Annotated in this window: 20 protein-coding genes and 3 pseudogenes; 12 read left to right on the top strand and 11 right to left on the bottom strand. The window is 70.8% G+C overall.

Annotated elements, in window-relative coordinates; translation table 11 throughout:
- Positions 1-9: 9 nt before the first annotated feature.
- A complete protein-coding gene (locus ACRWNP_RS21450; RefSeq protein WP_431963724.1) occupies positions 10-507 on the bottom strand; it encodes an SRPBCC family protein in 498 nt (165 codons plus the stop codon).
- 120 nt (positions 508-627) lie between these two features.
- Between ACRWNP_RS21450 and ACRWNP_RS21445 the strand changes: the two genes are divergently transcribed.
- Complete coding sequence (locus ACRWNP_RS21445; protein ID WP_431963722.1) at positions 628-1,518, top strand: SDR family oxidoreductase; 891 nt, start codon at positions 628-630, stop codon at positions 1,516-1,518.
- Positions 1,519-1,544: 26 nt separating this feature from the next.
- Here ACRWNP_RS21445 and ACRWNP_RS21440 read toward each other — a convergent pair.
- Positions 1,545-2,030: pseudogene (locus ACRWNP_RS21440) on the bottom strand (hypothetical protein); the annotation flags it as partial.
- Positions 2,031-2,044: 14 nt separating this feature from the next.
- Positions 2,045-3,137, bottom strand: a pseudogene (locus ACRWNP_RS21435) (molybdopterin-dependent oxidoreductase); the annotation flags it as partial.
- On the opposite strand from ACRWNP_RS21435, the gene ACRWNP_RS21430 reads away from it, so the two are divergent.
- Complete coding sequence (locus ACRWNP_RS21430; protein ID WP_431963838.1) at positions 3,097-3,219, top strand: hypothetical protein; 123 nt, start codon at positions 3,097-3,099, stop codon at positions 3,217-3,219. The pseudogene ACRWNP_RS21435 and the gene ACRWNP_RS21430 overlap by 41 nt on opposite strands.
- A gap of 301 nt (positions 3,220-3,520) precedes the next feature.
- On the opposite strand, the gene ACRWNP_RS21425 is transcribed toward ACRWNP_RS21430, so the two are convergent.
- Positions 3,521-4,030 carry an Ohr family peroxiredoxin gene (locus ACRWNP_RS21425; protein WP_431963720.1) on the bottom strand — a complete coding sequence of 170 codons (510 nt, stop codon included), beginning with the start codon at positions 4,028-4,030 and terminating at the stop codon, positions 3,521-3,523.
- Positions 4,031-4,344: 314 nt separating this feature from the next.
- On the opposite strand from ACRWNP_RS21425, the gene ACRWNP_RS21420 reads away from it, so the two are divergent.
- Positions 4,345-4,611, top strand: a complete 267-nt coding sequence (locus ACRWNP_RS21420; RefSeq protein ID WP_431963718.1) for a WhiB family transcriptional regulator — start codon at positions 4,345-4,347, stop codon at positions 4,609-4,611.
- A gap of 6 nt (positions 4,612-4,617) precedes the next feature.
- Here ACRWNP_RS21420 and ACRWNP_RS21415 read toward each other — a convergent pair whose 3' ends face one another.
- A complete protein-coding gene (locus tag ACRWNP_RS21415; RefSeq protein WP_431963716.1) occupies positions 4,618-5,382 on the bottom strand; it encodes an SDR family NAD(P)-dependent oxidoreductase in 765 nt (254 codons plus the stop codon).
- 273 nt (positions 5,383-5,655) lie between these two features.
- On the opposite strand from ACRWNP_RS21415, the gene ACRWNP_RS21410 reads away from it, so the two are divergent.
- Both ACRWNP_RS21410 and ACRWNP_RS21405 read left to right on the top strand, forming a co-directional pair.
- On the top strand, positions 5,656-6,387 hold the full coding sequence (locus ACRWNP_RS21410; protein ID WP_431963714.1) for an SDR family oxidoreductase: 732 nt from the start codon (positions 5,656-5,658) through the stop codon (positions 6,385-6,387).
- A 32-nt stretch (positions 6,388-6,419) separates the two neighbouring features.
- Positions 6,420-7,295, top strand: a complete 876-nt coding sequence (locus ACRWNP_RS21405) for an RNA polymerase sigma-70 factor (RefSeq protein WP_431963712.1) — start codon at positions 6,420-6,422, stop codon at positions 7,293-7,295.
- A gap of 48 nt (positions 7,296-7,343) precedes the next feature.
- Here ACRWNP_RS21405 and ACRWNP_RS21400 read toward each other — a convergent pair whose 3' ends face one another.
- The gene (locus tag ACRWNP_RS21400; protein ID WP_431963710.1) at positions 7,344-7,823 is read right to left on the bottom strand and encodes a cupin domain-containing protein; all 480 of its coding nucleotides are present in this window, start codon (positions 7,821-7,823) and stop codon (positions 7,344-7,346) included.
- Positions 7,824-8,420: 597 nt separating this feature from the next.
- Between ACRWNP_RS21400 and ACRWNP_RS21395 the strand changes: the two genes are divergently transcribed.
- Positions 8,421-9,776, top strand: a complete 1,356-nt coding sequence (locus tag ACRWNP_RS21395; RefSeq protein WP_431963708.1) for an NAD(P)/FAD-dependent oxidoreductase — start codon at positions 8,421-8,423, stop codon at positions 9,774-9,776.
- 598 nt (positions 9,777-10,374) lie between these two features.
- A pseudogene (locus tag ACRWNP_RS21390) lies at positions 10,375-10,983 on the top strand (sigma-70 family RNA polymerase sigma factor); the annotation flags it as partial.
- A 64-nt stretch (positions 10,984-11,047) separates the two neighbouring features.
- Here the strand turns inward: ACRWNP_RS21390 and ACRWNP_RS21385 are convergent.
- A complete protein-coding gene (locus ACRWNP_RS21385) occupies positions 11,048-11,935 on the bottom strand; it encodes a sigma factor-like helix-turn-helix DNA-binding protein (RefSeq protein ID WP_431963706.1) in 888 nt (295 codons plus the stop codon).
- 233 nt (positions 11,936-12,168) lie between these two features.
- Here ACRWNP_RS21385 and qcrB point away from each other — a divergent pair, with 233 nt between their 5' ends.
- The 5 genes from qcrB to ACRWNP_RS21360 all read left to right on the top strand — a co-directional run bounded on the left by qcrB (position 12,169) and on the right by ACRWNP_RS21360 (position 19,144).
- Positions 12,169-13,794, top strand: a complete 1,626-nt coding sequence (gene qcrB, locus ACRWNP_RS21380) for a cytochrome bc1 complex cytochrome b subunit (protein ID WP_431963704.1) — start codon at positions 12,169-12,171, stop codon at positions 13,792-13,794.
- A gap of 78 nt (positions 13,795-13,872) precedes the next feature.
- A complete protein-coding gene (locus ACRWNP_RS21375) occupies positions 13,873-14,823 on the top strand; it encodes an alpha/beta hydrolase (RefSeq protein WP_431963702.1) in 951 nt (316 codons plus the stop codon).
- Positions 14,824-15,082: 259 nt separating this feature from the next.
- On the top strand, positions 15,083-15,883 hold the full coding sequence (locus tag ACRWNP_RS21370) for an alpha/beta fold hydrolase (RefSeq protein ID WP_431963700.1): 801 nt from the start codon (positions 15,083-15,085) through the stop codon (positions 15,881-15,883).
- Between the two features lie 215 nt (positions 15,884-16,098).
- Positions 16,099-16,509, top strand: coding sequence for a VOC family protein (locus ACRWNP_RS21365; protein WP_431963698.1), 411 nt, complete (start codon positions 16,099-16,101; stop codon positions 16,507-16,509).
- A gap of 253 nt (positions 16,510-16,762) precedes the next feature.
- The gene (locus ACRWNP_RS21360; RefSeq protein ID WP_431963696.1) at positions 16,763-19,144 is read left to right on the top strand and encodes an ATP-binding cassette domain-containing protein; all 2,382 of its coding nucleotides are present in this window, start codon (positions 16,763-16,765) and stop codon (positions 19,142-19,144) included.
- A gap of 311 nt (positions 19,145-19,455) precedes the next feature.
- Here the strand turns inward: ACRWNP_RS21360 and ACRWNP_RS21355 are convergent, their stop codons facing one another.
- The 4 genes from ACRWNP_RS21355 to ACRWNP_RS21340 form a co-directional block, all read right to left on the bottom strand.
- On the bottom strand, positions 19,456-19,647 hold the full coding sequence (locus ACRWNP_RS21355) for a hypothetical protein (protein WP_431963694.1): 192 nt from the start codon (positions 19,645-19,647) through the stop codon (positions 19,456-19,458).
- On the bottom strand, positions 19,647-20,243 hold the full coding sequence (locus ACRWNP_RS21350; protein WP_431963692.1) for a YceI family protein: 597 nt from the start codon (positions 20,241-20,243) through the stop codon (positions 19,647-19,649). Before ACRWNP_RS21350 ends, ACRWNP_RS21355 begins: the two co-directional genes overlap by 1 nt.
- Before the next feature lie 80 nt (positions 20,244-20,323).
- Complete coding sequence (locus ACRWNP_RS21345) at positions 20,324-21,070, bottom strand: SDR family oxidoreductase (protein ID WP_431963690.1); 747 nt, start codon at positions 21,068-21,070, stop codon at positions 20,324-20,326.
- 179 nt (positions 21,071-21,249) lie between these two features.
- A complete protein-coding gene (locus tag ACRWNP_RS21340; RefSeq protein ID WP_431963688.1) occupies positions 21,250-22,950 on the bottom strand; it encodes an L-aspartate oxidase in 1,701 nt (566 codons plus the stop codon).
- Positions 22,951-23,044 lie beyond the last annotated feature (94 nt).

The raw sequence follows: 23,044 nt of genomic DNA, 5'->3' as shown, positions 1-23,044 counted from the left end.
CGGCGTCCTTCAGCCGTGTGGTGCCGGGGCCCGCGGTGCGCACGCCGGCGGCCCGCTGTCCCTGCGGTCGCTTTCTCCGTGCGCCTCCACGGCCCTGGCCAGCCGGCCGAGCATGCTGCGGTGCCGCAGCTGGAGGAGTGCGTCCAGCGCCGCGTTGTGTGCCAGTCCGCCGGGGCCGCGCAGCGGATGCTCGTCCACGATGACCAGCGTGTCCTGTCCCCAAGGACGCAGTTCGAAGGCGATCCGCGCGGTGCCCAGGCGTCCGCTGAGGGCTTCCAGCTCCAGTTGCTCCGGAGGCCGGCAGATCCGGACGATCGTCTCGCCCGTAAGCTTCACGGGCCCCAGTCGCACGGTGTACTCGATGCTCGAGCCGACCGCCGGCCAGTCGCCGTCGCTGTGCCGTGACGAGGACGGGCCCACGACCCAGTCGCCGTAGAGAGTGCCGTCCGCCAGGACGGCCCAGACGTCCTCCCGTGTGCCCCGCACCAGCCGGTGCCGTACTGCCATGAGTTCCTCCGGTGACCGCTCGGTGCTTCCCGGCCGCCTGTTCTCCTGCCCTCGGTTACGGTCGTTATAGGTGGTTTGCGAAATTTCTTCATCGGGGCTGGAGGATCCTGGAGGCCAGAGATGACCGGCTCCCACCCTTTGGAGGGACGTACGGCTGTGGTCACCGGCGCCGCCCGGGGCATAGGGAGGGCGGTGGCGCACCTGCTCGTGGCACGCGGCGCCCGTGTCGCACTGCTCGGACTGGAACCGGAGGAACTGGAGTCGGCCGCGGCCACCACCCCCGGTCCGGCGCGGGCCTGGTGCGTCGACGTCACGGACGAAGCCGCATTGCGCCGAACGGCCGACGAAGTGGCGGAGCGGTTCGGCGCGGCCTCCGTGGTCGTGGCGAACGCCGGCATCGCCGCCGGAGGACCGTTCACGGAGTCCTCCATGGCGACCTGGCGCAGGATCGTCGAGGTCAATCTCGTCGGAAGCGCCTTGACCGCCCGTACCTTCCTCCCGCACCTGCTGGCCACCCGCGGCTACTACCTGCAGGTCTCCTCGCTCGCCGCCATGGGTGCCGCCCCGTTGATGTCCGCGTACTGCGCCTCCAAGTCAGGGGTGGAGGCCTTCACGCACTCCCTGCGCGCCGAGGTGGCACATCGCGGCGTCGACGTCGCGGTCGCCTACATGAGCTGGACGGACACCGAGATGATCCGCGACGCCGAGTGCCACCCGACCATGCGCGAACTGCGCGCCCTCATGCCCTGGCCCGCGAGTCGTACCTACACCACCGAGGCGACGGCGCAACGGCTCGTACGCGGCATCGAGCACCGCGCGTCCGCCGTCTATGTACAGCCGTGGCTGCGTGGCGTCCAGGCCGTGCGCACCCTCCTGCCGGGCCTGGTCTCCTGGCGGGCCCGGCACACCATGGGCGCCCTGGAACAGCGCGGCGACATCACCGACACAGGCCTGCTCGGCGCGGGCGGCCGCGCCGACCCGTCCGAGAACCGCCACTCCCGGCCCCGCTGACGTCGCCGTCGAAGAAGCGGTCGGCGCAGGCTCGCCAGTGCCTGGGGAGACAGGTTCTTGATCATGGTGTTGGTCCAGCGCATCTGCCGCAGCGTCCGAGGATGGCACCGCGTCGCGAGGCCGAGCAGCCGCTCGTCCCTCGTGGCCTGTCCCGCCTGGGCCAGCATCTCCCAGTACAGGGAGTTTCCCGACGCGGCGAGGTGGAGCTCGCGAAGATCCCGCAGGAGCAGGAGGGCGGGTTCGGGGTGGCGCCCGACCGCCTCGGCGGCCTTCCTGCTGATCGTCGACAGCAGACCGGTGTGCGGCTCGTCCGGCGGGTCGAGGTCGAGGTCGTAGGTCAGGGCGGCGTCCGCTATCCGCTGGGTGTGCTCCCGGGACCATGCGGCCAGGTCGATGGCGACGTGGTGGACCTCGTGCTCCGTGCGATGGCGGTCGGCCACGGTCACGAGTTGCCTCGCCAGGTGCTGCTCTCCGCCGTGCAGTGCGCGCAGCAGGTCCTGGATGCCGTTCACCGGATTCAGCCCTCCTTCACGTTTCGGGGCCCGCCGGGGTCGGCGACATGGGCGTCGTTCTCCCAGTTGCGGAAGCCGGGCAGGTCGCCGTCGGCGCCGCATTCGCGCGTGTTCTCCGCGGTGGGCTGTCCGTTCATCTGCAGCACCCCGGCCCCGGGCCGGCCGAGCATGCCGCGGATCAGATGCAGGTTGTTGACCTGAACGGCGGCCGCGGTCGCCTGGTGGGACTGGTAGAAGCCCTGCAGCACGGTCGACGTCAGCCGGTCCGCGCTGCCGAGGAGTTCCGCCGCCTCGGCGATGCGCGCCGCCGGTACGGCACAGATCCCGGCGGCCCATTCAGGGGTGCAGTCGCGTACCTGCTCGGTCAGTTCCTCGTAGCCGACCGTGTGGGCCGCGATGTGGTCGTGGTCGACGCGGTCTGTGCGGATGACCTCGTGCAGAAGGGCGTTCACCAGTGCCACGTTCGTGCCGACGCGCGGGGCGAGATGGACGGCGGACCGGCCGGCCGGCGGTGTGGGGCGTGGGTCGACGCAGACCAGGCGGGGCGGGTCGGCGCCGTCGAGACGGTCGAGGACGCGCATCCATTGCACCGGCTGGGTCTCGGCGATGTTGTGCCCGAACAGGGCGATGACGTCCGCGTGGTCGAAGTCGTCGTAGCAACCCGGCTGACCGTCGCAGCCGAACGATTCCGTGAGTGCCTCCCCGGCGGTCGCCGTGCACAGACGGGTGTTGCCGTCCAGGTGGTTGGTGCCGATACCGGCCCGCGTCAGGACGGCGAGCGTGTAGTACTCCTCCAGGAAGAGCTGACCAGGTGTAGAAGCCGATCGAGCCAGGCCCCCGTTCGTCCAGCAGGGTTTGGGACCGGGATACGACGCGCTCCATGGCGGTGTCCCAGTCGCACTCCACCAGTTGACCGTCGCGACGGATCAGCGGCCGGGTCAACCGGTCCGGTGCGTTGTCGGCCTGCCAGCCGAAGAGGTCCTTGGGGCCGAGCCGACCCCGGTTCACGCGATCGACGGCCCGGCCCCGTACGCCCACGATGCGGTCACCGAGGACGGCGATGTCCATGGCGTCGCCGTCCGAGTGCAGGATCGAGGCGGCCTGCACCCACCGCTCCACCTTCTCCGGTTCGATCCCCTCGGCCAGGAACGCGTCCACCCGCGTGGGCCACGGCTCGCTCCGGGCGTAGGGCGTACGACTGCCCCACGGGTGTGCGATCCGGTCCACCGACGGCTCCATGCTTGCCTGCAGGGCTGCGGCTACTCGGCGCCGATCGCCCATCGGGTACCCGGGGCACCGCCGCCTATTCCGGTGCCGTCGCGAGCGCCTCCTCAGGAGCTCCCAGGGTCCGGTCCTGGTGCGGATGGCCCAGCCCGAACCTCGCGGGAGTGCCGGACTCGCCCGGGACGACCCTGGCGGAGGAGCCACGTCGACGACGGCAGCCCGCGCCGCGACACGCTGCTCGCCTCGATCGGCATCGGCGATGTCCGCTACGCCTGAGGCTCGGGCGCGAGCGTGAGCGTCGCCGGTGTCCCCTGGGCCAGCATCTTGGTGTAGGGGCAGAGGGCGTCCGCCTGCCTCAGCAGGGGAGCGGCGGTCGCCGCGTCCGTCCCCGGCCAGGTGACCACCAGGTCCGCCTGCACCAGGTAACCGCCGTCGCGGGGGTCGCGGCCGAAGGCCACGGACGCCTCCACCGCGATCAGCGCGGGGTTCCGCCCGGCCTGGCGGGCGACCAGGCTGAGGGCGCCGTGGAAGCAGGCGGCGAGGCCCGCGGCGAACAGCTGTTCCGGGTTCGTGCCACCGCCGTCACCACCCAGTTCGGCGGGGAGCCGCAGCGTGAGGTCCAGCGTGCCGTCGGCCGAGCGGGCCCGCCCCGAAGCCCGTCCGTGACTCGCCTCGCCGCCGCTGACCGTCACGGTCGTCGCGTAGATGGGCGAGAAGACGGGGCCGTCGAAGTCCTTCGCGGTGGAAAGGCCCGGCCATCTGGTCGGCTCGCTCACCGGAGGACCTCTCGACGGGAGGGATTCCGGCCCGCCGCAAGGCTCCCGGTCCGTGCGGGCCCCCTGCCGTTCATGACGGTGATCTGCATGCTCTGCCCTTCGTCATCCCGGGGAGAGGCCCGGACCTGATCACCGACTCTGACCGGTCAGGTGATCCGTGTGTGACCCGACGGGCGGCGGAATCCCGGTGAACTCGCCCGGCGACTCCGGAGCTTGGCCCCAAAGGGGCATGCCGGGTGCCCGGACCCGGCATATCGGGCGTCACACCCCCGTCGGTCCGCTGGTCTCCATTGGAGTCCCTGCGAGGAGGTTTCATGAACTGGCGATACGACGCGGCGTGCCGCGAGGAGGATCCGGAGCTGTTCTTCCCCATCAGCGGCAGTGGCCCGGGCATGGCGCAGATCGAGCGGGCCAAGGCCGTGTGCCTGCGGTGTCCCGTCACGGCCCAGTGCCTGCGGTGGGCGCTGGCGGCCGGCCGCCTGGACGGGATATGGGGCGGCACCACGGAAGAGGAACGGCGCACGATCCAGCGGCGCGACTACGTCGAGCGCTGGCGGAAGGCGCGGCAGGCGACCACCTGATCCGGATCAGACGAGTTCCAGCCCGCCGTCGACCGTGACGACCTGACCGGTCATGTGCGTCCGCACCGGCTCGGCGACACGCAGGATCCACTCCGCCACGTCCCTGGGTTCGGCGAGGCGGCCCATCGGGATGCGGTCGCGTTCCTGGCCGAGCATCGACTCGATCTCCTCCGGGGAGAGCCCCGCGGCGACCATGACGTCCGTGTCGGTCGGGCCGGGGGCGATCGCGTTCACCCGGACCCCGACCGGCGCGAGCTCCAGGGCCCAGGTGCGCGTCAACTGTTCCAGCGCGCTCTTGGTCGCGGCGTAGTACCCGCCGCCCGGCAGCGGGCGGTGACCGTAGGTGCTGGACACGTTGACGATGGAGCCCGAGGACGCCCGCAGGTGCGGCAGGGCCGCATGGGCGAGCAGGCTCGGCGCGGTCACGTTGAGCGCGAACAGCCGCTCGATCACCGAACGGTCCGTCTCCTCCAAAGGCATGACGCCCGTGGCGCCGGCGTTGTTCACCAGCACGTCGAGGCGTCCCCACCGCTCCACGGCGGCGGTGACGGCGGTGCCGGCGGCGCCGTCCGCGCAGATGTCGAGCGGCAGGACCGCGATCCCGGAGTGCGCCCGGGCGGTCTCCTCCAGCGCGTCCTTGCGCCGCCCCACCCCCAGGACTCGCGCGCCTGACTCCGCCAGGGCGATGGCGGTGGCCCGGCCGATGCCGGAGCCGGCACCCGTGACGATCGCGGCGCGCCCCGAGAAGCGCAGGTCTGCAGAACTGGTCATGACGTTCCCTGGTCCTTGTTCGATGTTCGTTGTACATCGAACAATATAGAGCAGTGGGGCGGGGAGCGTGGTGGCGACCATGGGGATCCATGTCACATATGTCCTGCTCAGTGCATGGGCATCCCGGACGCGGTGTGCCCCCCGGCCCGCTGGCGCCCCGTCCTCGCCCCCTGGCAGGCCACGCGCGGCAGCCCAGGCGCGTCGACCACCGCGAAGGTACGTTGAGCACGTATGGGCATTCACCGGTCATCAGCGTCGGGAGATGGCAAGGCCATGAGAATCGCAGTCATCGGCGGAACCGGGCTCATCGGCTCGCGGGTCGTGAAGGACCTTGAAGCGGCCGGTCACGAAGCCGTGCCGCACTCGCTGTCCACGGGCGTGGACCTCCTGAGCGGAGAGGGTGTCGCGGAGGCCGTCGCGGGTGCCGACGTCGTCGTCAACCTCACGAACTCGCCGACCTTCGACGAGGCCTCGCCCGCCTTCTTCCGGACGTCGATGGACAACCTGGTCGCCGCGAGCGAGAAGGGCGGCGTCGGCCACATGGTCATCCTCTCGATCGTGGGCGCGGACCAGGTACCGGAACTGGACTACTACCGGGCGAAGGTGCTGCAGGAGAACATCCTCAAGGCGAGTTCGATCCCCTACTCCATCGTCCGCGCCACCCAGTTCATGGAGTTCATGGAAGCGACGATGTCCTGGACCACCGACGGCGAGACCGTACGGCTGCCGCGGACCCCGCTCCAGCCGATCGCCGCCGCCGACGTCGCGAGGATGGTCGCCGAGGTCGCCTCCGGCCCCCCGCTCAACGGGACCGTGAACATCGCCGGGCCCGATGTCTTCCCACTCGAGGAGATCGGCCGGATCACCATCGAGGCCAAGGGCGACGGCCGTTCCGTCGTCGTCGACGACACCGCGGGCATGTTCGCCGTCGTCAGGGGCGACGTCCTCACCGGCGGAAGCGACGCCCGCATCGCCCCCACCCACTACAGGGACTGGCTCTCCTGAACTACCGGCGCGTCCCGACCGAGGACGACGCAGTGGATGAAGCCGAGGACCTCCAGGAAGCGCAGGAGGAGTTCCAGGCCGCCCGCGGCTGCCTGTTCGGCATCGCCTACCGGATGCTCGGCAGCGTGAGCGAGGCCGAGGACGTCCTGCAGGACGCCTGGATCCGCCGGCAGACCTACGACCGTTCCAAGGTGGAGAACCCGCGGGCGTTCCTCGCCACGACGGTGACGAGGCTCGCGATCAACGTGCTGAAGTCGGCCAGGGCCCGCCGGGAGACCTACGTCGGGCCCTGGCTGCCGGAGCCGGTGGACACCGGGAGCGACCCCGCGCTGGGCGCCCTGAACGGCGAGGCGCTGGAAGTCGCCGTGCTGATGCTCCTGGAGAAGCTCACGCCCACCGAACGCGCGGCCTACGTACTCCGGGAGGCCTTCGAGTACCCGTACGCGCGGATCGCGGAGGTCGTCGGGCAGTCCAACGCCAACGCGCGCCAACTGGTGAGCAGGGCGCGCAGGCACCTGGCGGCGGAGAAGCGAGCCGGCGTCGTGGCAGCGGACCACCAGCGGTTCCTGACGGCGTTCGTGGCGGCCGCCCAGGCGGGGGACATCGGCGTCCTGGAGAACATGTTCGCCGAGGACGTCGTCTCGTACTCCGACGGCGGAGGCGAGGTGCGGGCGTCGAAGTTCATCGTCGTCGGCCGTCAGCGGGTGGCCAAGTACATCCACGCCTTCGCCGACCGGTTCTGGGTCGCCGCAACGGTGGAGCCGCTGCAGGTGAACGGCCGGCCCGCCATGAAGCTGTCCCGCGACGGCGCCGTCTTCGCCGTCGTCACGGTGAGCGTCACCCCGGAGGGCATCGACCGCGTGATGTGGATGATGAACCCGGCGAAACTCGCGGTCCTGGACGCGTGAGCCCGCCGTCCCCCGGCACCACCGCGGCGCCGGGGGACGGCGCAGGCGTCAGTCGACGAAGTACGAGTCGTGCTTGTCGAGGAACGCGGCGCGCTCCTCCGCCGTGGCGTCGCCCATCTGCGACAGCTTCTCGAAGTACTCCTCACGCGGAGCGCCCGGGGTGAAGAGCAACAGCATCTCGGCCGGCGCGTCGGAGTCGTTGCGGAAGGCGTGCAGCCCGCCCTGCGGGACGTGCAGGAAGTCACCCTCCTGCGCCTCGACCCACTTCTCCCCGTCGTAGAGGCGGACGGTTCCGTTGAGGATGAAGAAGGACTCCGAGATGGTCCGGTGGAAATGCGTCTTGGGACCACCGGCGTTCGCCCTCATCATGACGCGGTAGAGCCCGTACTCGCCCCGCGTCATGTCCGTGGTCGCCAGATAGTGGATGCCGTCTCCGGCCTGGCCGACGTTCGGCGGGGTGCTCGCCGGGCGGAAGTTCGCGTTGACCTCGCCGGTATCCCCGAAGTACACCTGCTTTGGGTACGACATGCCTACCATCCCTTGCTCGGGTCGCTTCGCGTGCGCCGCGGCGCACCGCTCGGGCGTGTAAGCCGGTCCCTGCGGCCGGCCGTCCATGACCACGCCCCTCACGGTGTAGACCGCGTTCCCCGCGCGCGTGTGACAGCCCCGGGTGCCAGGGGACGGCGACGACGCCCACCGCCGCCAGGCCGTTGTCCGCATGCAGGAGATGTCGTAGAGGCAGCGCGGGTCGTGAGGACCTGCCGGGCCCCGGTGGGCAGCGCGCGGGAGACGGTCTCGTGTCTCTCACTGGGCTCCGATCCGCTGACGGCCACCAGCCTGAACGGCGTTCCGTCGATGTTCTCCAGCGTAACGGAACGGGTCCTCGGGCACGTACCGCCGGCTTCGCCGGTGCAGTGGAAGCGCACGTCGCCGAAGTCGGTCGTACCGCAGGAGACGTCGGCACGAAGGTGAAGGGTGCCGAGCAGACCGCACCGCGACACAAGGCCGTCGCCGGCGATCAGGGGCGTCCCGTGATCACAGTGCTCGCTCACTGAGCGGGCATGCGCTGTCACACCGACAGGGGCCGCGCTGTCTTACTCGTGACGGAGAGAAACAGAGGGAATCATGCGCGAGATCCTGATCGTCGGCGGCGGCTACGCCGGCTTCTACACGGCCTGGGGCCTTGAGAAGACGTTGCGGCCCGGGGAGGCGCGGGTCACCGTCGTCGACCCGCGTCCCTACATGACCTACCAGCCGTTCCTGCCGGAGGTCACCGCGGGTTCGGTGGAGGCACGCCACGCCGCCGTGTCGATGCGGCGCCACCTGCACAAGTCCCGCCTCATCGCGGGCAGCGTGACCGAGATCCGCCACGCCGACCGGACGGTGACCGTCCGGCCCGTGAACGGGGAGGAGTACGAACTCCGCTACGACACGCTCGTCGTCACCGCCGGCGCCGTGACCCGCACCTTCCCCATCCCGGGCCTGGCCCGGCATGCCATCGGCCTGAAGCACGTCGAGGAGGCGGTCGCCATCCGCGACCGGCTGCTGACGGCGTTCGACCAGGCGGCCTCGCTGCCGCCCGGGCCGGAACGGCGCAAGCTGCTCACCGTCACCTTCGTGGGTGGCGGGTTCTCCGGTGTCGAGGGCTTCGGCGAACTGCTGTCGCTGGCGACCGCGATGCTCAGGTCCTACCCGGAACTGAGCCTGGGGGAGCTGTCGTTCCACCTGGTCGAGGCGCGTGGCCGCATCCTGCCCGAGGTGAGTGACGAGCCCGGAGCCTGGGTGGTGCGCCACCTGGAGCGCCGCGGCGCGCATGTGCACCTGAACACCCAGCTGGTGTCCGCCGAGGACGGCCACGTCCTGCTGTCCAGCGGGGAGGAGTTCGACTCGGAACTCATCGTCTGGACCGCGGGCAACGCCTCGAACCCCGTCGTGCACAACCACACCGACCTGCCGGTCGACGAGCGCGGCCTGCTCGTCGTGCGGCCCGACCTGCGGGTGGGTACGGACGCCGAGCCGGTGCCGGACGTGTGGGCGGCCGGGGACGACGCGGCGGTGCCCGACCTGGCATCGCCCGTTCCGGGGGCGCGCACGGTGCCCAACGCCCAGCACGCGGTCCGGCAGGGCAAGCGCCTGGCCAAGAACATCGTCGCGAGCCTGCGCGGCGGCAGGGTCCGGGACTACCGTCACAGCAGCCTCGGCGTGGTCGCCACGCTGGGCCTGGGACGCGGCATCTTCCAGTACAAGGCCATCGTCGTCAAGGGCTTCCCGGCCTGGCTGATGCACCGCGGCTACCACGTGCTCGCCGTGCCCACCTGGGAGCGGAAGGTCCGGGTGCTCACCGTCTGGCTCACCGCGGCTCTGTTCGGCCGGGACCTGGTCTCCCTCGCCTCCGTGCAGCACCCGCGGGACGCGTTCGTCACCAGCGCCACTCCCGGCCGCCGCGCGGATCGGCAGGCGGGCGACCACGCAGGGGTGTGAGCGCCGGGAACGCCGGAGGTCACATGACGTCGACCGGGCGGTGGAGCAGGCTGGGACCGGCTCCACCGTCAAGGCGCCGCACGGTTGTTCACTTTCCGTAACGTTGGCATCTCCGTAGGCACAGCTTCAGCCACGGATGAATAACGTGTCACCACTTTCCACAGCGATCGAGATCGATTGTGTGCGATTTCTGCGCAAATGCCGGAATCTGCATCCGTTTTGCGTCTTTCGCTCAGCATATGATGTCGGTCAGTGACGGCTCGTGTGCTTGCTCCGGCGGTTGAAGATGTTTTTTCTCTCACCCTCATCTGTCACAGGACCGGGTGTCCGGCGGTCTATTCGGTGGACGTGAGGGGAGAGAATGTGACGCTTGGTGACCGAGGCTCGTGGGGTAACCACCCAGGTAGAACATCGTGTGACACACGTGTGTCATGCGGCTGGGGGCTGCCCGTAAATGGCCTCTGACCGGATGGGTGACGTCTGTGCCCATCGGCCGCCCGGCGACGGTGAGGCCGCGTGGGCAGGCGGAGCCAAGGAGAACGCGGACGCCGGGCCGTCCCCCTCCGCACACAACCTCGACGAGGCCGCCTGCGTCTTCATGGAGCTCCAACCCCGTCTGTTCGGCATCGCCTACCGCGTGCTCGGAAGCGCGGTCGAGGCCGAGGACGTGGTGCAGGAGGTGTGGCTGCGCTGGCAGCGGACCGACCGTTCCGCCGTGCTCAGCCCGGCCGCCTTCCTCTCCACCACGACGACCCGCCTGGCCATCAACGTCGCACAGTCCGCCCGGGTACGCCGGGAGGCCTACATCGGGCCCTGGCTGCCCGAGCCCGTCGACACGAGCGCGGATCCCGAGGTGGGCGCCCAGCGGGCGGAGGCGGTGGAGCTCGCCCTGCTGCTGGTGCTGGAGCGGCTGAACCCCGCGGAACGCGCGGCCTACGTCCTGCGGGAGGCGTTCGACTACGCCTATCCGGAGATCGCCGAGATACTCCAGATCAGCCTCGTCAACGTGCGCAAGATCGTCAGCCGGGCCCGCAAGCACGTGCTGACCAAGCCCCGCGAGACCGTGGACGCCGCGGAGCACCGGCGCCTCCTGGAGGCCTTCGTCGCGGCGGCCCGTACCGGGGACCTCGCCCCGCTGGAAGCCGTACTCGCCCCGGACGTGTCCGGCCGTCTGCGCGAACGCGGCGACCTGCCCGGTTCGTCGCGGACGACGGACGCACACGCGTGAAGCGCCGGCGGGACACGCGCCGGCGCTTCACACGTCGGCCCTGTCAGGAGCCGATGATCCGGCGCCCGGTGCGTGCGGGGTGGTTCCAGGGCCGCAGCTTGTCGGGGTTGAGGACGATCCAGGCCTGCGACACGCGTCCGTCGGCGACGTCCAGACTGACGACCGCCACCACCTGGCCCTCGTAGCGGGCCACCAGACCGGTGCGGCCGTTGACGGAGTGGGTGGACAGGGTCACCCGCTGGTGGTGCGCCAGCAGCGTCATCAGACTGCGCGCGACCGGCTCGGCGCCATGCACGGGCCGGACCAGCGCCCGCAGCTTTCCGCCGCCGTCGAAGAACGCCGTCACATCCGGGCACATCAGCGACGACAGCCGTACCGCGTCGCCACTCACGCAGGCCGCGCCCACCGCGCGCGCCACCGCGTCGTGCTCCTCTGGCGTGACGGGGTGCGACCGGCAGGCGCTGATCGTGCGTCGCGCACGCTCGGCGAGTTCCGCGCACTCCGGCTCGGAACGCCCCACCACGTCCGCCACCGCGCCCAACGACAGCCCGAAGCAACCGTTGAGCACGAAAGCCGCGCGCTCCGCGGGGGACAAGGCGTCCAGGGCGGTCAGCAGAACCTCACCGATCTCCTGCTCCAGCTCGAGCCCCACCACCGGCCGCGCCGGACTCGCCACGGCCGGTCCGGTTCCCCCCGCGGACGTGGTCAGGCGGGCCAGACAGATCCCGCCCACCGTCCTCACGAGCCACGCTCCGGGCGACTCGATCACCCCGCGGGCCGCCTCCGGCAGTTCGAACCACTGCCGGTAGGCCTCGTCGACGACCGACTCGGCTTCCGCCCTGCCGCCCACCATCCACATCGCCACGTCCAGCAGATGCCGGCGCTCATCCAGCAGCTCCGCGATCGGCACCGCGTCATCGGAGAAATCCATGGCCCCTGACCTCCTCGCACAGCACAAGGACACGGCACCGTGCTTCCTGTCCCAGTGGTGAGACCGGGCGGGCGCGGATCGTGTGACATTCCTCCCTCACGCCCCCGGTCCCGCAAGGCCTCGCAGGCGGTGCACGTCACACTTTCGCCGCGTGATCGGTCATATGGGTGGAAGGTGCACGACAGTGCCGACCTGCGACCCGCCATGGATGAAACTTGAATGGTGACAGGAACATGAGCAGCGGCAGCCGGCCCGCCGACTCGCAACAGCCGGGCAAGGGCACGAAATTCGCCGACTGGGTCGGCGAGCGACTGGGCGCCGACAATCGTGCGAGACCGGACGGGAGGCGAAAGGTGTTCCCCAGCCACTGGTCATTCATGCTGGGCGAGATATCCCTGTACAGTTTCCTCGTCCTCGTCCTCACGGGAGTGTATCTGTCGCTGTACTTCCACCCGTCGATGACGCCGGTGGAATATCACGGCAGTTACGCACCGCTGCAGGGCCAAACGGTGTCCGAGGCCTTCGACTCGACGATGCGCATCTCCTTCGACGTGCGCGGTGGTCTGCTGATCCGCCAGGCCCACCACTGGGCGGCGCTGATCTTCGTCGCCAGCATGTTCGCCCACATGCTGCGGGTGTTCTTCACCGGCGCGTTCCGCAAGCCGCGCGAGCTCAACTGGGTGCTCGGCTTCTCACTGCTGGTCCTGGGCATGTTCGAGGGCCTGACGGGCTACGACCTCCCGGACGACCTGCTGTCCGGGACCGGGCTCATGGTCGTGAACGGGACCATCCTCTCCGTCCCGGTCGTCGGGACCTACCTGTCGATGTTCCTCTTCGGCGGCGCGTACCCGGGCAAGGACCTGATCGCGCACTTCAACACGCTCCACGTCGTGGTGATCCCGGCCCTCATGGCGGGCATCCTCGTCGCCCACCTGGTCGTCGCGCGCCGGCACCGGCACACCCAGTACCCGGGACCCGGGCGGACCGAGCGGAACATCGTCGGCCTGCCCTTCCGCGTCTACGCCGTGAAGTCGGGGGCGTACCTCCTCCTGGTCACCGGCGTCGTCTTCATGATCGCCTCGGTCGCGCAGATCAACCCCGTCTGGCTGTACGGCCCCTACCGTCCCGACCAGGTCACCGCGGGATCGCAACCCGACTGGTACATGGGCGTCCTCGACGGACTTCTGCGCGTGATGCCCGGCTGGGAGGTCGCCTTCCGGGGCCACACCCTGGCCCTGGACAACCTCGTGCCGCTGCTGGCGGGTGCCGGGCTCTTCCTCGCCCTGGGCGCCTATCCCTTCGTCGAGGCCTGGGTGACCAAGGACGGCCAACGGGACCACCACCTCCTCGACAGGCCGCGCAACCGGCCGGTGCGCACGGCCCTCGGCGCGGCATGGGTCAGTGTCTACGCGGTGGCGTTGCTGGGCGCGGCCAACGACCTGGTCGCCCTCCGGCTGCACATGTCGGTCAACGCCGTGACGTGGGCCGTCCGCGCCGGCCTGTTCGTCGTGCCCTTCGTCGTCTACGTCGTGACGAAACGATGGGCGCTCGCCCTCCAACGCGCCGACCGCGACGAGGTGCTGCACGGCCGTGAGACCGGGACCATCAAGCGCATGCCGGACGGCGAGTACATCGAGGTGCACGAGCCGCTGGGCCGGGAGAGGCTCCACCTCCTCACACAGCACGAGCAGTACGTGCCCATCCGGCTCTCCCCGGACGGCAGGGCCGGCCGTGCCGAGCGACTGCGGGCCCTGCTCAGCCGGGGCCTGTACGGGAAGGGGACGCAGATTCCCAAACCCACGGTGCGGGAATACGAGGAGATCTCCCACGACCACGGCGAGGACCACGTTTTCCGCTGAGGTGTCACATATTCCCCGGCTGCCCTGTCCAAAGGGCGAAGGAAAACGCACGAGAGTGCCGAACTTGGGAGTTCGACAATGAGCAAGCCCGTTCTCGAGTCCGCGGCTCAGGGAATAGCGGACGCGACGGCGAAGCCGCCTTTCCTCTATGAGCTCGGTCCGGAGGGCGCCCGCAAGGTCCTCGACGACATCCAGGCGGCGCCGGTCGAGAAGTACGACGTCCGGGAAAAGTGGATCACCGTGCCGGCCGAAGTGGGCGACGTGCGGGTGCGCGTCGTCAAGCCCGTGGGCGCGGAGGAGGTCCTGCCCGTCGTGTTGTACGTGCACGGCGGCGGCTGGGTGCTCGGCAACGCGGGTACGCACGACCGTCTCGTGCGCGAACTGGCCGTACTGGCGCACGCCGCGGTGGTCTTCGTGGAGTACGACCGCTCGCCGGAGGTCCGGTACCCGGTCGCCATCGAGCAGGCCTACGCGACGGCCCGCTGGGTCACCGCGAAGGGCGCGGACGAGGGCCTGGACGCCGCCCGCATGGCCGTCGCCGGCGACTCCGTCGGCGGCAACATGGCCGCGGCCCTGACCATCATGGCCAAGCAGCGCGGCGACGTGACCTTCGTCCACCAGTCGCTCTACTACCCGGTGACCGACGCGGCCCAGGACACCGACAGCTACCGCGAGTTCGCGGACGGCCCGCACCTGACGGCGAAGGCCATGGCCTGGTTCTGGGACTGCTACACCGCCGACCCGGCGGAGCGGGCGCACATCACCGCCTCGCCGCTGCGGGCGAGCCTGGAGGACCTCGAGGGGCTGCCGCCGGCGCTGGTCATCACCGACGAGAACGACGTGCTGCGCGACGAGGGCGAGGCCTACGCCCGCAAGCTGACCCAGGCCGGCGTCCCCACCGTCAGCGTCCGCTACAACGGCACGCTGCACGACTTCATGATGCTCAACCCCGTCCGCTCCACGCAGGCGACCACCGCCGCGATGGAGCAGGCGACCCGCGCGCTGCACACCGCGCTGCACACCAACTGATCTCCCCCCACAGCCGGATCACGGGCCCGGGCCGCTACGCCGCGCCTGCCCCGCACCGGTGAGCCCAGGTGGCCCGGACCCGCGTACGTCCCCGTTCGGCGGCCGCGAGCCACCTCTTCCAGACGTACGGCACCAACTGCCGTACCCGCCGCCGGCCTCCGTCCCGGAGCCGGGTGGCACAACCAACACCTGCCTCGAAAGGGCCAATACTGTGCACCGTCATGCCCGTTACGGGACCCTCCGCACCTCCCTCACCGTCATGGCCACGGTGACCGTCGCCGCCGGTCTGCTCGCCGCCACCGTGGGTCCCGCCAGCGCCACCAAGGGCGGCGACACCCCCTCGCGGCACCGCAAGCCGACCGTCGTCCTCGTCCACGGCGCCTTCGCCGACTCCTCCAGCTGGAACGACGTCGTCAAGAAGCTGAAGCACGACGGCTACCCCGTGGTGGCCGCGGCCAACCCGCTGCGCGGGCTGGCCGGTGACGCCGCCTACGTCCGTGAGCTGGTGGACAGCATCGACGGCCCCGTGGTCCTGGCCGGCCACTCCTATGGCGGTGCCGTGATCTCCAACGCCGCCCGCGGCTCCGACAAGGTCAAGGCCCTCGTCTACCTGGCCGCCTTCATGCCCGACAAGGGCGAGAACGCCTTCGACCTGTCGCTGAAGTTCGACGGCAGCACGCTCGGCGACGCGCTCAAGCAGGTGCCGGTCACGATGGCCGACGGTTCCAAGGGCGTCGACCTCTACATCGACCAGGCCAAGTTCCACCACCAGTTCGCCGCGGACGTCCCGGCGCACACCGCGGAGATCATGGCGGCCACCCAGCGGCCCGTGGCCGGCGGCGCGCTGTACGAGCCCTCCGGCGAGCCCGCGTGGAAGACCATCCCCTCCTGGGTCCTGGTGGCCTCCAACGACCGGAACATCCCCCGCGAGCTCCAGGTCTTCATGGCCGAGCGCGCCGAGTCCCACGTGGAGGAGGTCCGGTCCTCCCACGCGGTGAGCGTGTCCCACCCGAAGGAGTCCGCGCGCATCATCGAGGAAGCCGCGCGTTCCGTCCGCTGAGCGACGGCCCGGTGACGGGCGGGGCGGCGCACCACGCGCCGCCCCGCCCGTCCGTCGTCCGGCCGCACCGCCGCGGGCACCCGCTGCCGGGCGTTATCGCGTTGCCGGCCGGCCGGCGGCGTCCCCGCGTGGCGGACCCCGCTCCGTGAGCGGCGGCCCGGATCGGTCAGGAATGGAGAAGCCACCGCGAGCGGGCCACGGCTAGCGTGACGGCCATGGACATCACCATTCACTGGACCTTCCTCCCGCACACCGACCCCGAGGCCACGCTGGCCTTCTACCGCGACACCCTCGGCTTCAAGGTCCGCAACGACGTCGGCTACGGCGACATGCGCTGGATCACCGTCGGCCCCGCCGATCAGCCGGGCACGTCGATCGTCCTGGAGCCGCCGGCCGCCGACCCGGGCATCACCGACGAGGAGCGCCGCACCATCTCCGAGATGATGACCAAGGGCACCTACGCCCGCCTCGTCCTGGCCACGCCCGACCTCGACGGTGTCTTCGAACGCCTGGTGGCCGCCGGCGTCGAGGTCGTCCAGGAACCGACCGAGCAGCCGTACGGGATCCGCGACTGCGCCTTCCGGGACCCCGCCGGCAACATGATCCGCTTCAACGAGATCCGCTGACCGCGCCCGAAACCCGCTCCCGCGCCCGCCCCGCCCGTGGATCAGGAACCCGCCCGCAGCCCCGGACCGTTCGACGCGGCCGGTCCGAAGCGGGCGCGGGGGCGGTCCGGCGGACGGCTACCGTGGCCGTGACCGCGTCGCCGAGGGGGCACAGGACATACTTGCCCGAAGCCGGTCGGGTCCACTCAGGCGACGCCGCCGGGGACCGCGGGGGCGGTCCGGCACGCACCAGACGGATGGAGAGACGATAAGCATGGCCAAGAAGGCGGACGCGCAGTCGCTTGCGCCGCACGTTGCCGACAGTCACGATCTGATCCGCGTGCACGGGGCGCGCGAGAACAACCTCAAGGACGTCAGCATCGAGATCCCGAAGCGCCGCCTTACGGTGTTCACCGGCGTCTCCGGCTCGGGAAAGAGCTCCCTGGTCTTCAACACGATCGCCGCGGAGTCGCAGCGGCTGATCAACGAGACCTACAGCGCCTTCGTGCAGGGCTTCATGCCGACCCTGGCCCGGCCCGAGGTCGACGTCCTCGACGGCCTTACGACCGCGATCACCGTCGACCAGCAGCGGCTGGGGGCCGACCCCCGCTCCACCGTCGGCACCGTCACCGACGCCAACGCCATGCTGCGCATCCTCTTCAGCCGGCTCGGCACCCCGCACATCGGCCCGCCCAGCGCGTACGCCTTCAACGTCCCTTCCGTCCGGGCCAGCGGTGCGATCACCGTCGAGCGCGGCGCGAGCAAGGCCGAGAAGGTCACCTTCACCCGCACCGGCGGCATGTGCCCGCGCTGCGAGGGCCGCGGCACGGTCTCCGACATCGACCTGGGCCGGCTCTACGACGAGACCAAGTCGCTCAACGAGGGCGCGATCACCGTCCCCGGCTACAAGGGCGGCGGCTGGAACTCCCGGCTCTACGCCGAGTCCGGGTTCTTCGACCCGGACAAGCCGATCAGCGGGTTCACCAAGCAGGAGCTGCACGACTTCCTGCACCGCGAGCCGACCCGGATGAAGATCGCCGGCATCAACATGACCTACGAAGGGCTGATCCCGCGGGTCCAGAAGTCGATGCTCTCCAAGGACAAGGAGGCGATGCAGCCGCATATCCGCGAGTTCGTGGACCGCGCGGTCGCCTTCACCACCTGCCCCGAGTGCGACGGAACGCGGCTCAGCGAGGGCGCCCGGGAGTCGAGGATCGCCGGGACCAGCATCGCCGACGCCTGCGCGATGCAGATCAGCGACCTGGTCGAGTGGGTGCGCGGCCTGGACGAGCCCTCGGTCGCCCCACTGCTCACCAAGTTGCAGCACACCCTCGAGTCGTTCGTGGAGATCGGCCTCGGCTACCTCTCGCTGGAGCGGCCCGCGGGCACGCTCTCGGGCGGCGAGGCGCAGCGCGTCAAGATGATCCGCCACCTCGGGTCCTCGCTCACCGACACCACGTACGTCTTCGACGAGCCCACCACCGGACTGCACCCGCACGACATCCAGCGGATGAACGGCCTGCTGCTGCGCCTGCGCGACAAGGGCAACACCGTGCTCGTCGTGGAGCACAAGCCGGAGACGATCGCCATCGCCGACCACGTCGTCGACCTCGGCCCCGGCGCCGGCACGGCTGGCGGCACCGTCTGCTTCGAGGGTGACATCCAAGGGCTGCGCTCCAGCGGCACCATCACCGGCCGCCACTTCGACGACCGCGCCTGCCTGAAGGAGACGGTGCGCAAGCCCACCGGCCACCTGGAGGTCCGCGGCGCCACGGCGCACAACCTGCGTGACGTCGACGTCGACATCCCGCTCGGGGTGCTCACCGTCATCACCGGCGTCGCGGGCTCCGGCAAGAGCTCCCTCGTGCACGGATCCGTTCCCGCGGGTGCCGGCGTCGTGTCCGTGGATCAGAGCCCCATCCGCGGCTCGCGCCGCAGCAACCCGGCGACGTACACCGGACTGCTCGACCCGATCCGCAAGGCGTTCGCCAAGGCCAACGACGTGAAGCCCGCCCTGTTCAGCGCGAACTCCGAGGGCGCCTGCGCCACTTGCAACGGCGCCGGCGTGGTCTACACGGACCTGGCGATGATGGCCGGCGTCGCCAGCACCTGCGAGGAGTGCGAGGGCAAGCGGTTCCAGGCGTCCGTGCTGGAGTACCACCTCGGCGGGCGCGACATCAGCGAGGTGCTCGCGATGTCGGTCACCGAAGCGGAGGAGTTCTTCGGCGCCGGCGATGCGCACACCCCCGCCGCGCACCGCATCCTGGGCCGGCTCGCCGACGTCGGACTCGGCTACCTCAGCCTCGGCCAGCCCCTCACCACGCTCTCCGGCGGCGAGCGGCAGCGGCTGAAGCTGGCCACGCACATGGCCGACAAGGGCGGCGTCTACGTCCTCGACGAGCCGACCGCCGGCCTCCACCTCGCCGACGTCGAGCAACTGCTCGGGCTCCTGGACCGCCTCGTCGACTCCGGCAAGTCCGTCATCGTCGTCGAGCACCACCAGGCGGTCATGGCGCACGCCGACTGGATCATCGACCTCGGCCCCGGCGCCGGCCACGACGGCGGCCGGATCGTCTTCGAGGGCACCCCGGCGGACCTCGTCGCCGACCGCACCACCCTCACCGGACAGCACCTGGCCTCCTACGTGGGCGCCTGACGCGCGGCTCCGCCCGACGGCACGACAGCACGACGGCCGGGGCGACCACGCCGCGGCCCCCGTGGCCCCCAGTAGAGTGTCCGGCACTCTGATCGGCCTGGGCACCGGTCTGGCGCCGGGAGCGGTTCTGCGGGGGGCCGCGAAGGCTGCTGGATCGAAGCGGGAGTTGGCCTGTGGTGCCGGGCGGCCCGATCACCGTCCTGGAGGAGGAGGCGTCCGCCCATGCCGCGGCGCTCGCGGACTCGATGGGGCCGGTCTGCTTCGGCCCCCGGCAGAACCGCCTCCGACCGTGACGGGCGGCCCCTCGGTCCTCAGGGTTGCTCGCGCGCGTCCTGCTGCGGGAGGAGGTCGTGGAGGGCCTCGGCGACGGCGGTCATGCGGTCGGCGACGTCCGCGAGTTCGCGGCGCAGTTCGATGACGCGCAGTTCCAGGGCGACGGCCTGGGCGGTGAGGGTCAGGGCGGTGGCCGAGACGTCGCGTCGGTGGCCGGTCGGTCGGGTCATCACGGGGCCTCCGGTCCGAGTCGCAGCGCGGAGACGCTGAGTCCGAGCCGCACCTTGTCGCCGAGCAGTACGCCCCCGCTCCGCAGGAGGACGTTCCAGTCGAGGCCCCAGTCGGAACGCCGGAGGGTGGCCGAGCCCTCGAAGCCGATCCGCCGCCGCCCGTCGGCGTCGCGGGTGGTGCCGCCGTGTTCGAGGTCGAGGTGCAGGGGCAGTTCGACGTCCTTGAGCCGGAGGTTTCCCGTCATGCGGAAGCGGTCCTCTCCCAGGGGGACGACCGCGGTGGAGCGGAAGACCATGAGGGGGAACGACGCCGAGTCCAGGAAGTCGGGGCCGGTGAGGTGGTAGTCGCGCGCCCGGACGCCCGTGACCAGGCTGCCGGTCTGCACGCTCACGTGGGCCTCGGAACGGGCCGGCCGGAGCGCGTCGAGCCGGAGGAACCCCTCGAACGCCGTGAATCGGCCCCGCACGTTGCTGACCATCCCGTGGCGGACGGAGAAGCCGACCGCGCTGTGGACCGGGTCGATGACGTACGCGCCGGTCGGTTCTTCCCGCGGACGGGCTCCGGGGACGGTGCTTACCGCGCGATTACTGGGCATGGTGGGGAGACCTGTTCGTGCGGGTGGGTCGCGGGAGGCTGCGGTGGCCCCTGGTGGGGGGCAGGGGCCACCCGCGGGGGTTACCGCTGCTGGGCGAACCAGTCGGCGAAGCGGGTCGCGGCGAGCTGCGCCCCGGGGCCGGGGACGAGGGAGTCCTCCTGCAGCTCGGACCCGTAGTACCGGCCGTGCGGGTCCGTGACGACCTTGCGGGGGTCGTTCTGCGCGGTCAGCACGTCACGGATCAGCTCGTCGAACCGGAACACGTCAGGGCCGGCGATCTCCAGCACGCCGTTCAGAGGCGTGCCGACCGCGGTGCGGGCGACGGCCGTGGCCACGTCGTCGGAGTAGATGGGCTGGAACTTGACGGGCGGGATGCGCACCGTGTCGCCCTCGGTCGCCGCGTCCGCGATGCCGTTCGCGAACTCGAAGAACTGCGTGGCGTGGACGATGGAGTAGGGCAGGCCCGATGCCTTGATCAGCTCCTCCTGGGCCAGCTTGGCGCGGAAGTAGCCGTTGTCCGGGAGCCGGTCGGTGCCGACGATGGAGAGCGCGACGTAGTGGGTGACGCCGGCTTCGGCGTTCGCCTTCACGAGGTTGCTGGTGCAGGTGCGGAAGAAGTTCATCACGGCCTCGTCCTCCCACGCGGGCGAGTTCGAGACGTCGACCACGACCTGGGCGCCTTGGAGGACCTCGGCGAGGCCCTCGCCCGTGAGGGCGTTGACGCCCGTGTTGGGGGAGGCCGCGACGGCCTCGTGCCCGTCCGCGTTGAGCTTGCTGACGACCTTCGAGCCGATCAGCCCGGTTCCGCCGATGACTACGACCTTCATGATGGAGTCCTCTCGGGTGTTCTCGTGCGCGGGGCGCACGGTGCGGTCAGCCGCCCACCGGCACCGGCCCGTGTGTGTTCGCAGGGAAGACCGGGCGGCGGAGCGGTTTGTGACAGGGGCCCTGCGTGACGGGGACCCCGCGTGGCGGGCCCCGTTTTCTCGCAAGGTGCGGAGGGGCGCTACTCGACGAGCTTGCCCTCGGTGGAGACATCCTGCATCAGGGCGGCGATCTCCTCGGGGATGGCCGGGATGCTCTCGCGGGTGACGCCGGTCTTCGGCGACCAGACGAGGTTGACCTGCAGCGCGGGGTCCGATTCGGGATAGTCGCTGCGGTTGTGGCAGCCGCGGGTCTCCCGCCGCTCCAGCGCCGATTCCAGCGTGGCGCGCGCCGCCAGGGCCGCGGACTTCAGGTCGAACGCGTGCGCGAGGTCCTGGAAGCCGGCGATGTCGGGGTGGACACCGACGGACTCCATCCGCTTCTCGATGACGTCGAGTTCCGCCAGGCCCGCGCGCAGGCCCTGCTCGTCGCGGACGACGCCCGCGTGCTCGGTCATGGTGTTGCGGATGGCGCGCTGCAGGGCGCGGACGTTCTCCGGCCCGTCCGCCGCCAGGAGGTCGTCGACCTCGGCGCGGGCCTGTGCCACCGCGGCCGCCGAGCGCGGCTGCGAGGTCAGTCCCAGCGAGTAGGCGGCGGCCGCCTGACCGGTGATGCGGCCGAAGACCAGGAGCTCGATGAGGCTGTTGCCACCGAGGCGGTTCGCGCCGTGCAGACCGCTGGAGGCCTCGCCGATCGCGTACAGGCCGCCGACGTCGGTGCTGTGGTCCTCGGGCCGCACCCAGACGCCGCCCATCGAGTAGTGCGCCGTCGGCGCGATCTCGATCGGGTCGCGGGTGATGTCCAGCATCTGCAGGTCCAGCAGCGTCTGGTAGACCCGGGGCAGCCGCTTCATGATGGTCTGCCGCGGCAGGTGGGAGACGTCCAGCCACACGGCGCCCTTGGGGGTGCCGCGGCCCTCCTTGATCTCCGTGTACGAGGCGAGGGCCACGCGGTCACGGGTGGACAGCTCCATCCGCTCGGGGTCGTAGCGGCTCATGAACCGCTCGCCGAGCGCGTTGCGCAGGATGCCGCCCTCACCGCGGGCCGCCTCGCTGACGAGGGTGCCGGCCGCGTTCTCCGGCTCGATGATGCCGGAGGGGTGGAACTGGACGAGCTCGGCGTCGCGCAGCCGCGCGCCCGCCTCCACGGCCAGGCGGAACGAGTCACCGGTGTTCTCGTCGCGCCGGGAGGAGGTGCGCCGCCAGATCCGGGTGTGGCCGCCGGCCGCGAGGATGACGGCGTCGGCGTGGATGAGGTAGCGCCTGCCGTCCGTGAGGTCGAAGCCGTACGCGCCGAACACGGCGCCGTCGTGTTCCAGGATGCGGGTGATGTAGACCCCGTCGAGCACCGGGATGCCGAGCTGCTCGGCCCGCCGGACGAGGGTGCGCTGGATCTCCAGACCGGTGTAGTCGCCGGCGAAGGCGGTGCGGCGGTACTTGTGCGCGCCGAAGAAGCGCTGCGAGATCCGGCCGTCCTCCTCCCTGGCGAAGGCCATGCCGTACCGCTCCAGGTCGTCGATGCCCAGGGCCGCGCCCTGGGTGACGATCTCCACGGTGCGGGGGTCGGCCAGCAGGTAGCTCTCCTTGAGCGTGTCCGCGGCGTGCTGCTGCCAGCTGTCCTCGGGGTCCATGGTGGCGAGCGCGGCGTTGATGCCCCCGGCGGCCAGCGCGGTGTGGGCGTCGTCCTTGGGCCGCTTACCGACCGCGAGGACGTCGACACCGGCCTCCGCCAGTTCGATCGCCGCTCGCAGTCCTGCGCCTCCGGTGCCGATCACCAGCACCATGGTGGAAATGTGTTGTTCAGTGAGGGCCACGGTCCGCTCCGATCGCCTTGGTTGTCATTCAGTACGACCGCGCGATCAAGCCATCTGTGACACA

It is taken from the genome of Actinacidiphila sp. bgisy160 (assembly GCF_965342435.1).
Classification (GTDB): Bacteria; Actinomycetota; Actinomycetes; order Streptomycetales; family Streptomycetaceae; genus Actinacidiphila.
This window is presented reverse-complemented; position numbering and strand designations above follow the sequence as displayed.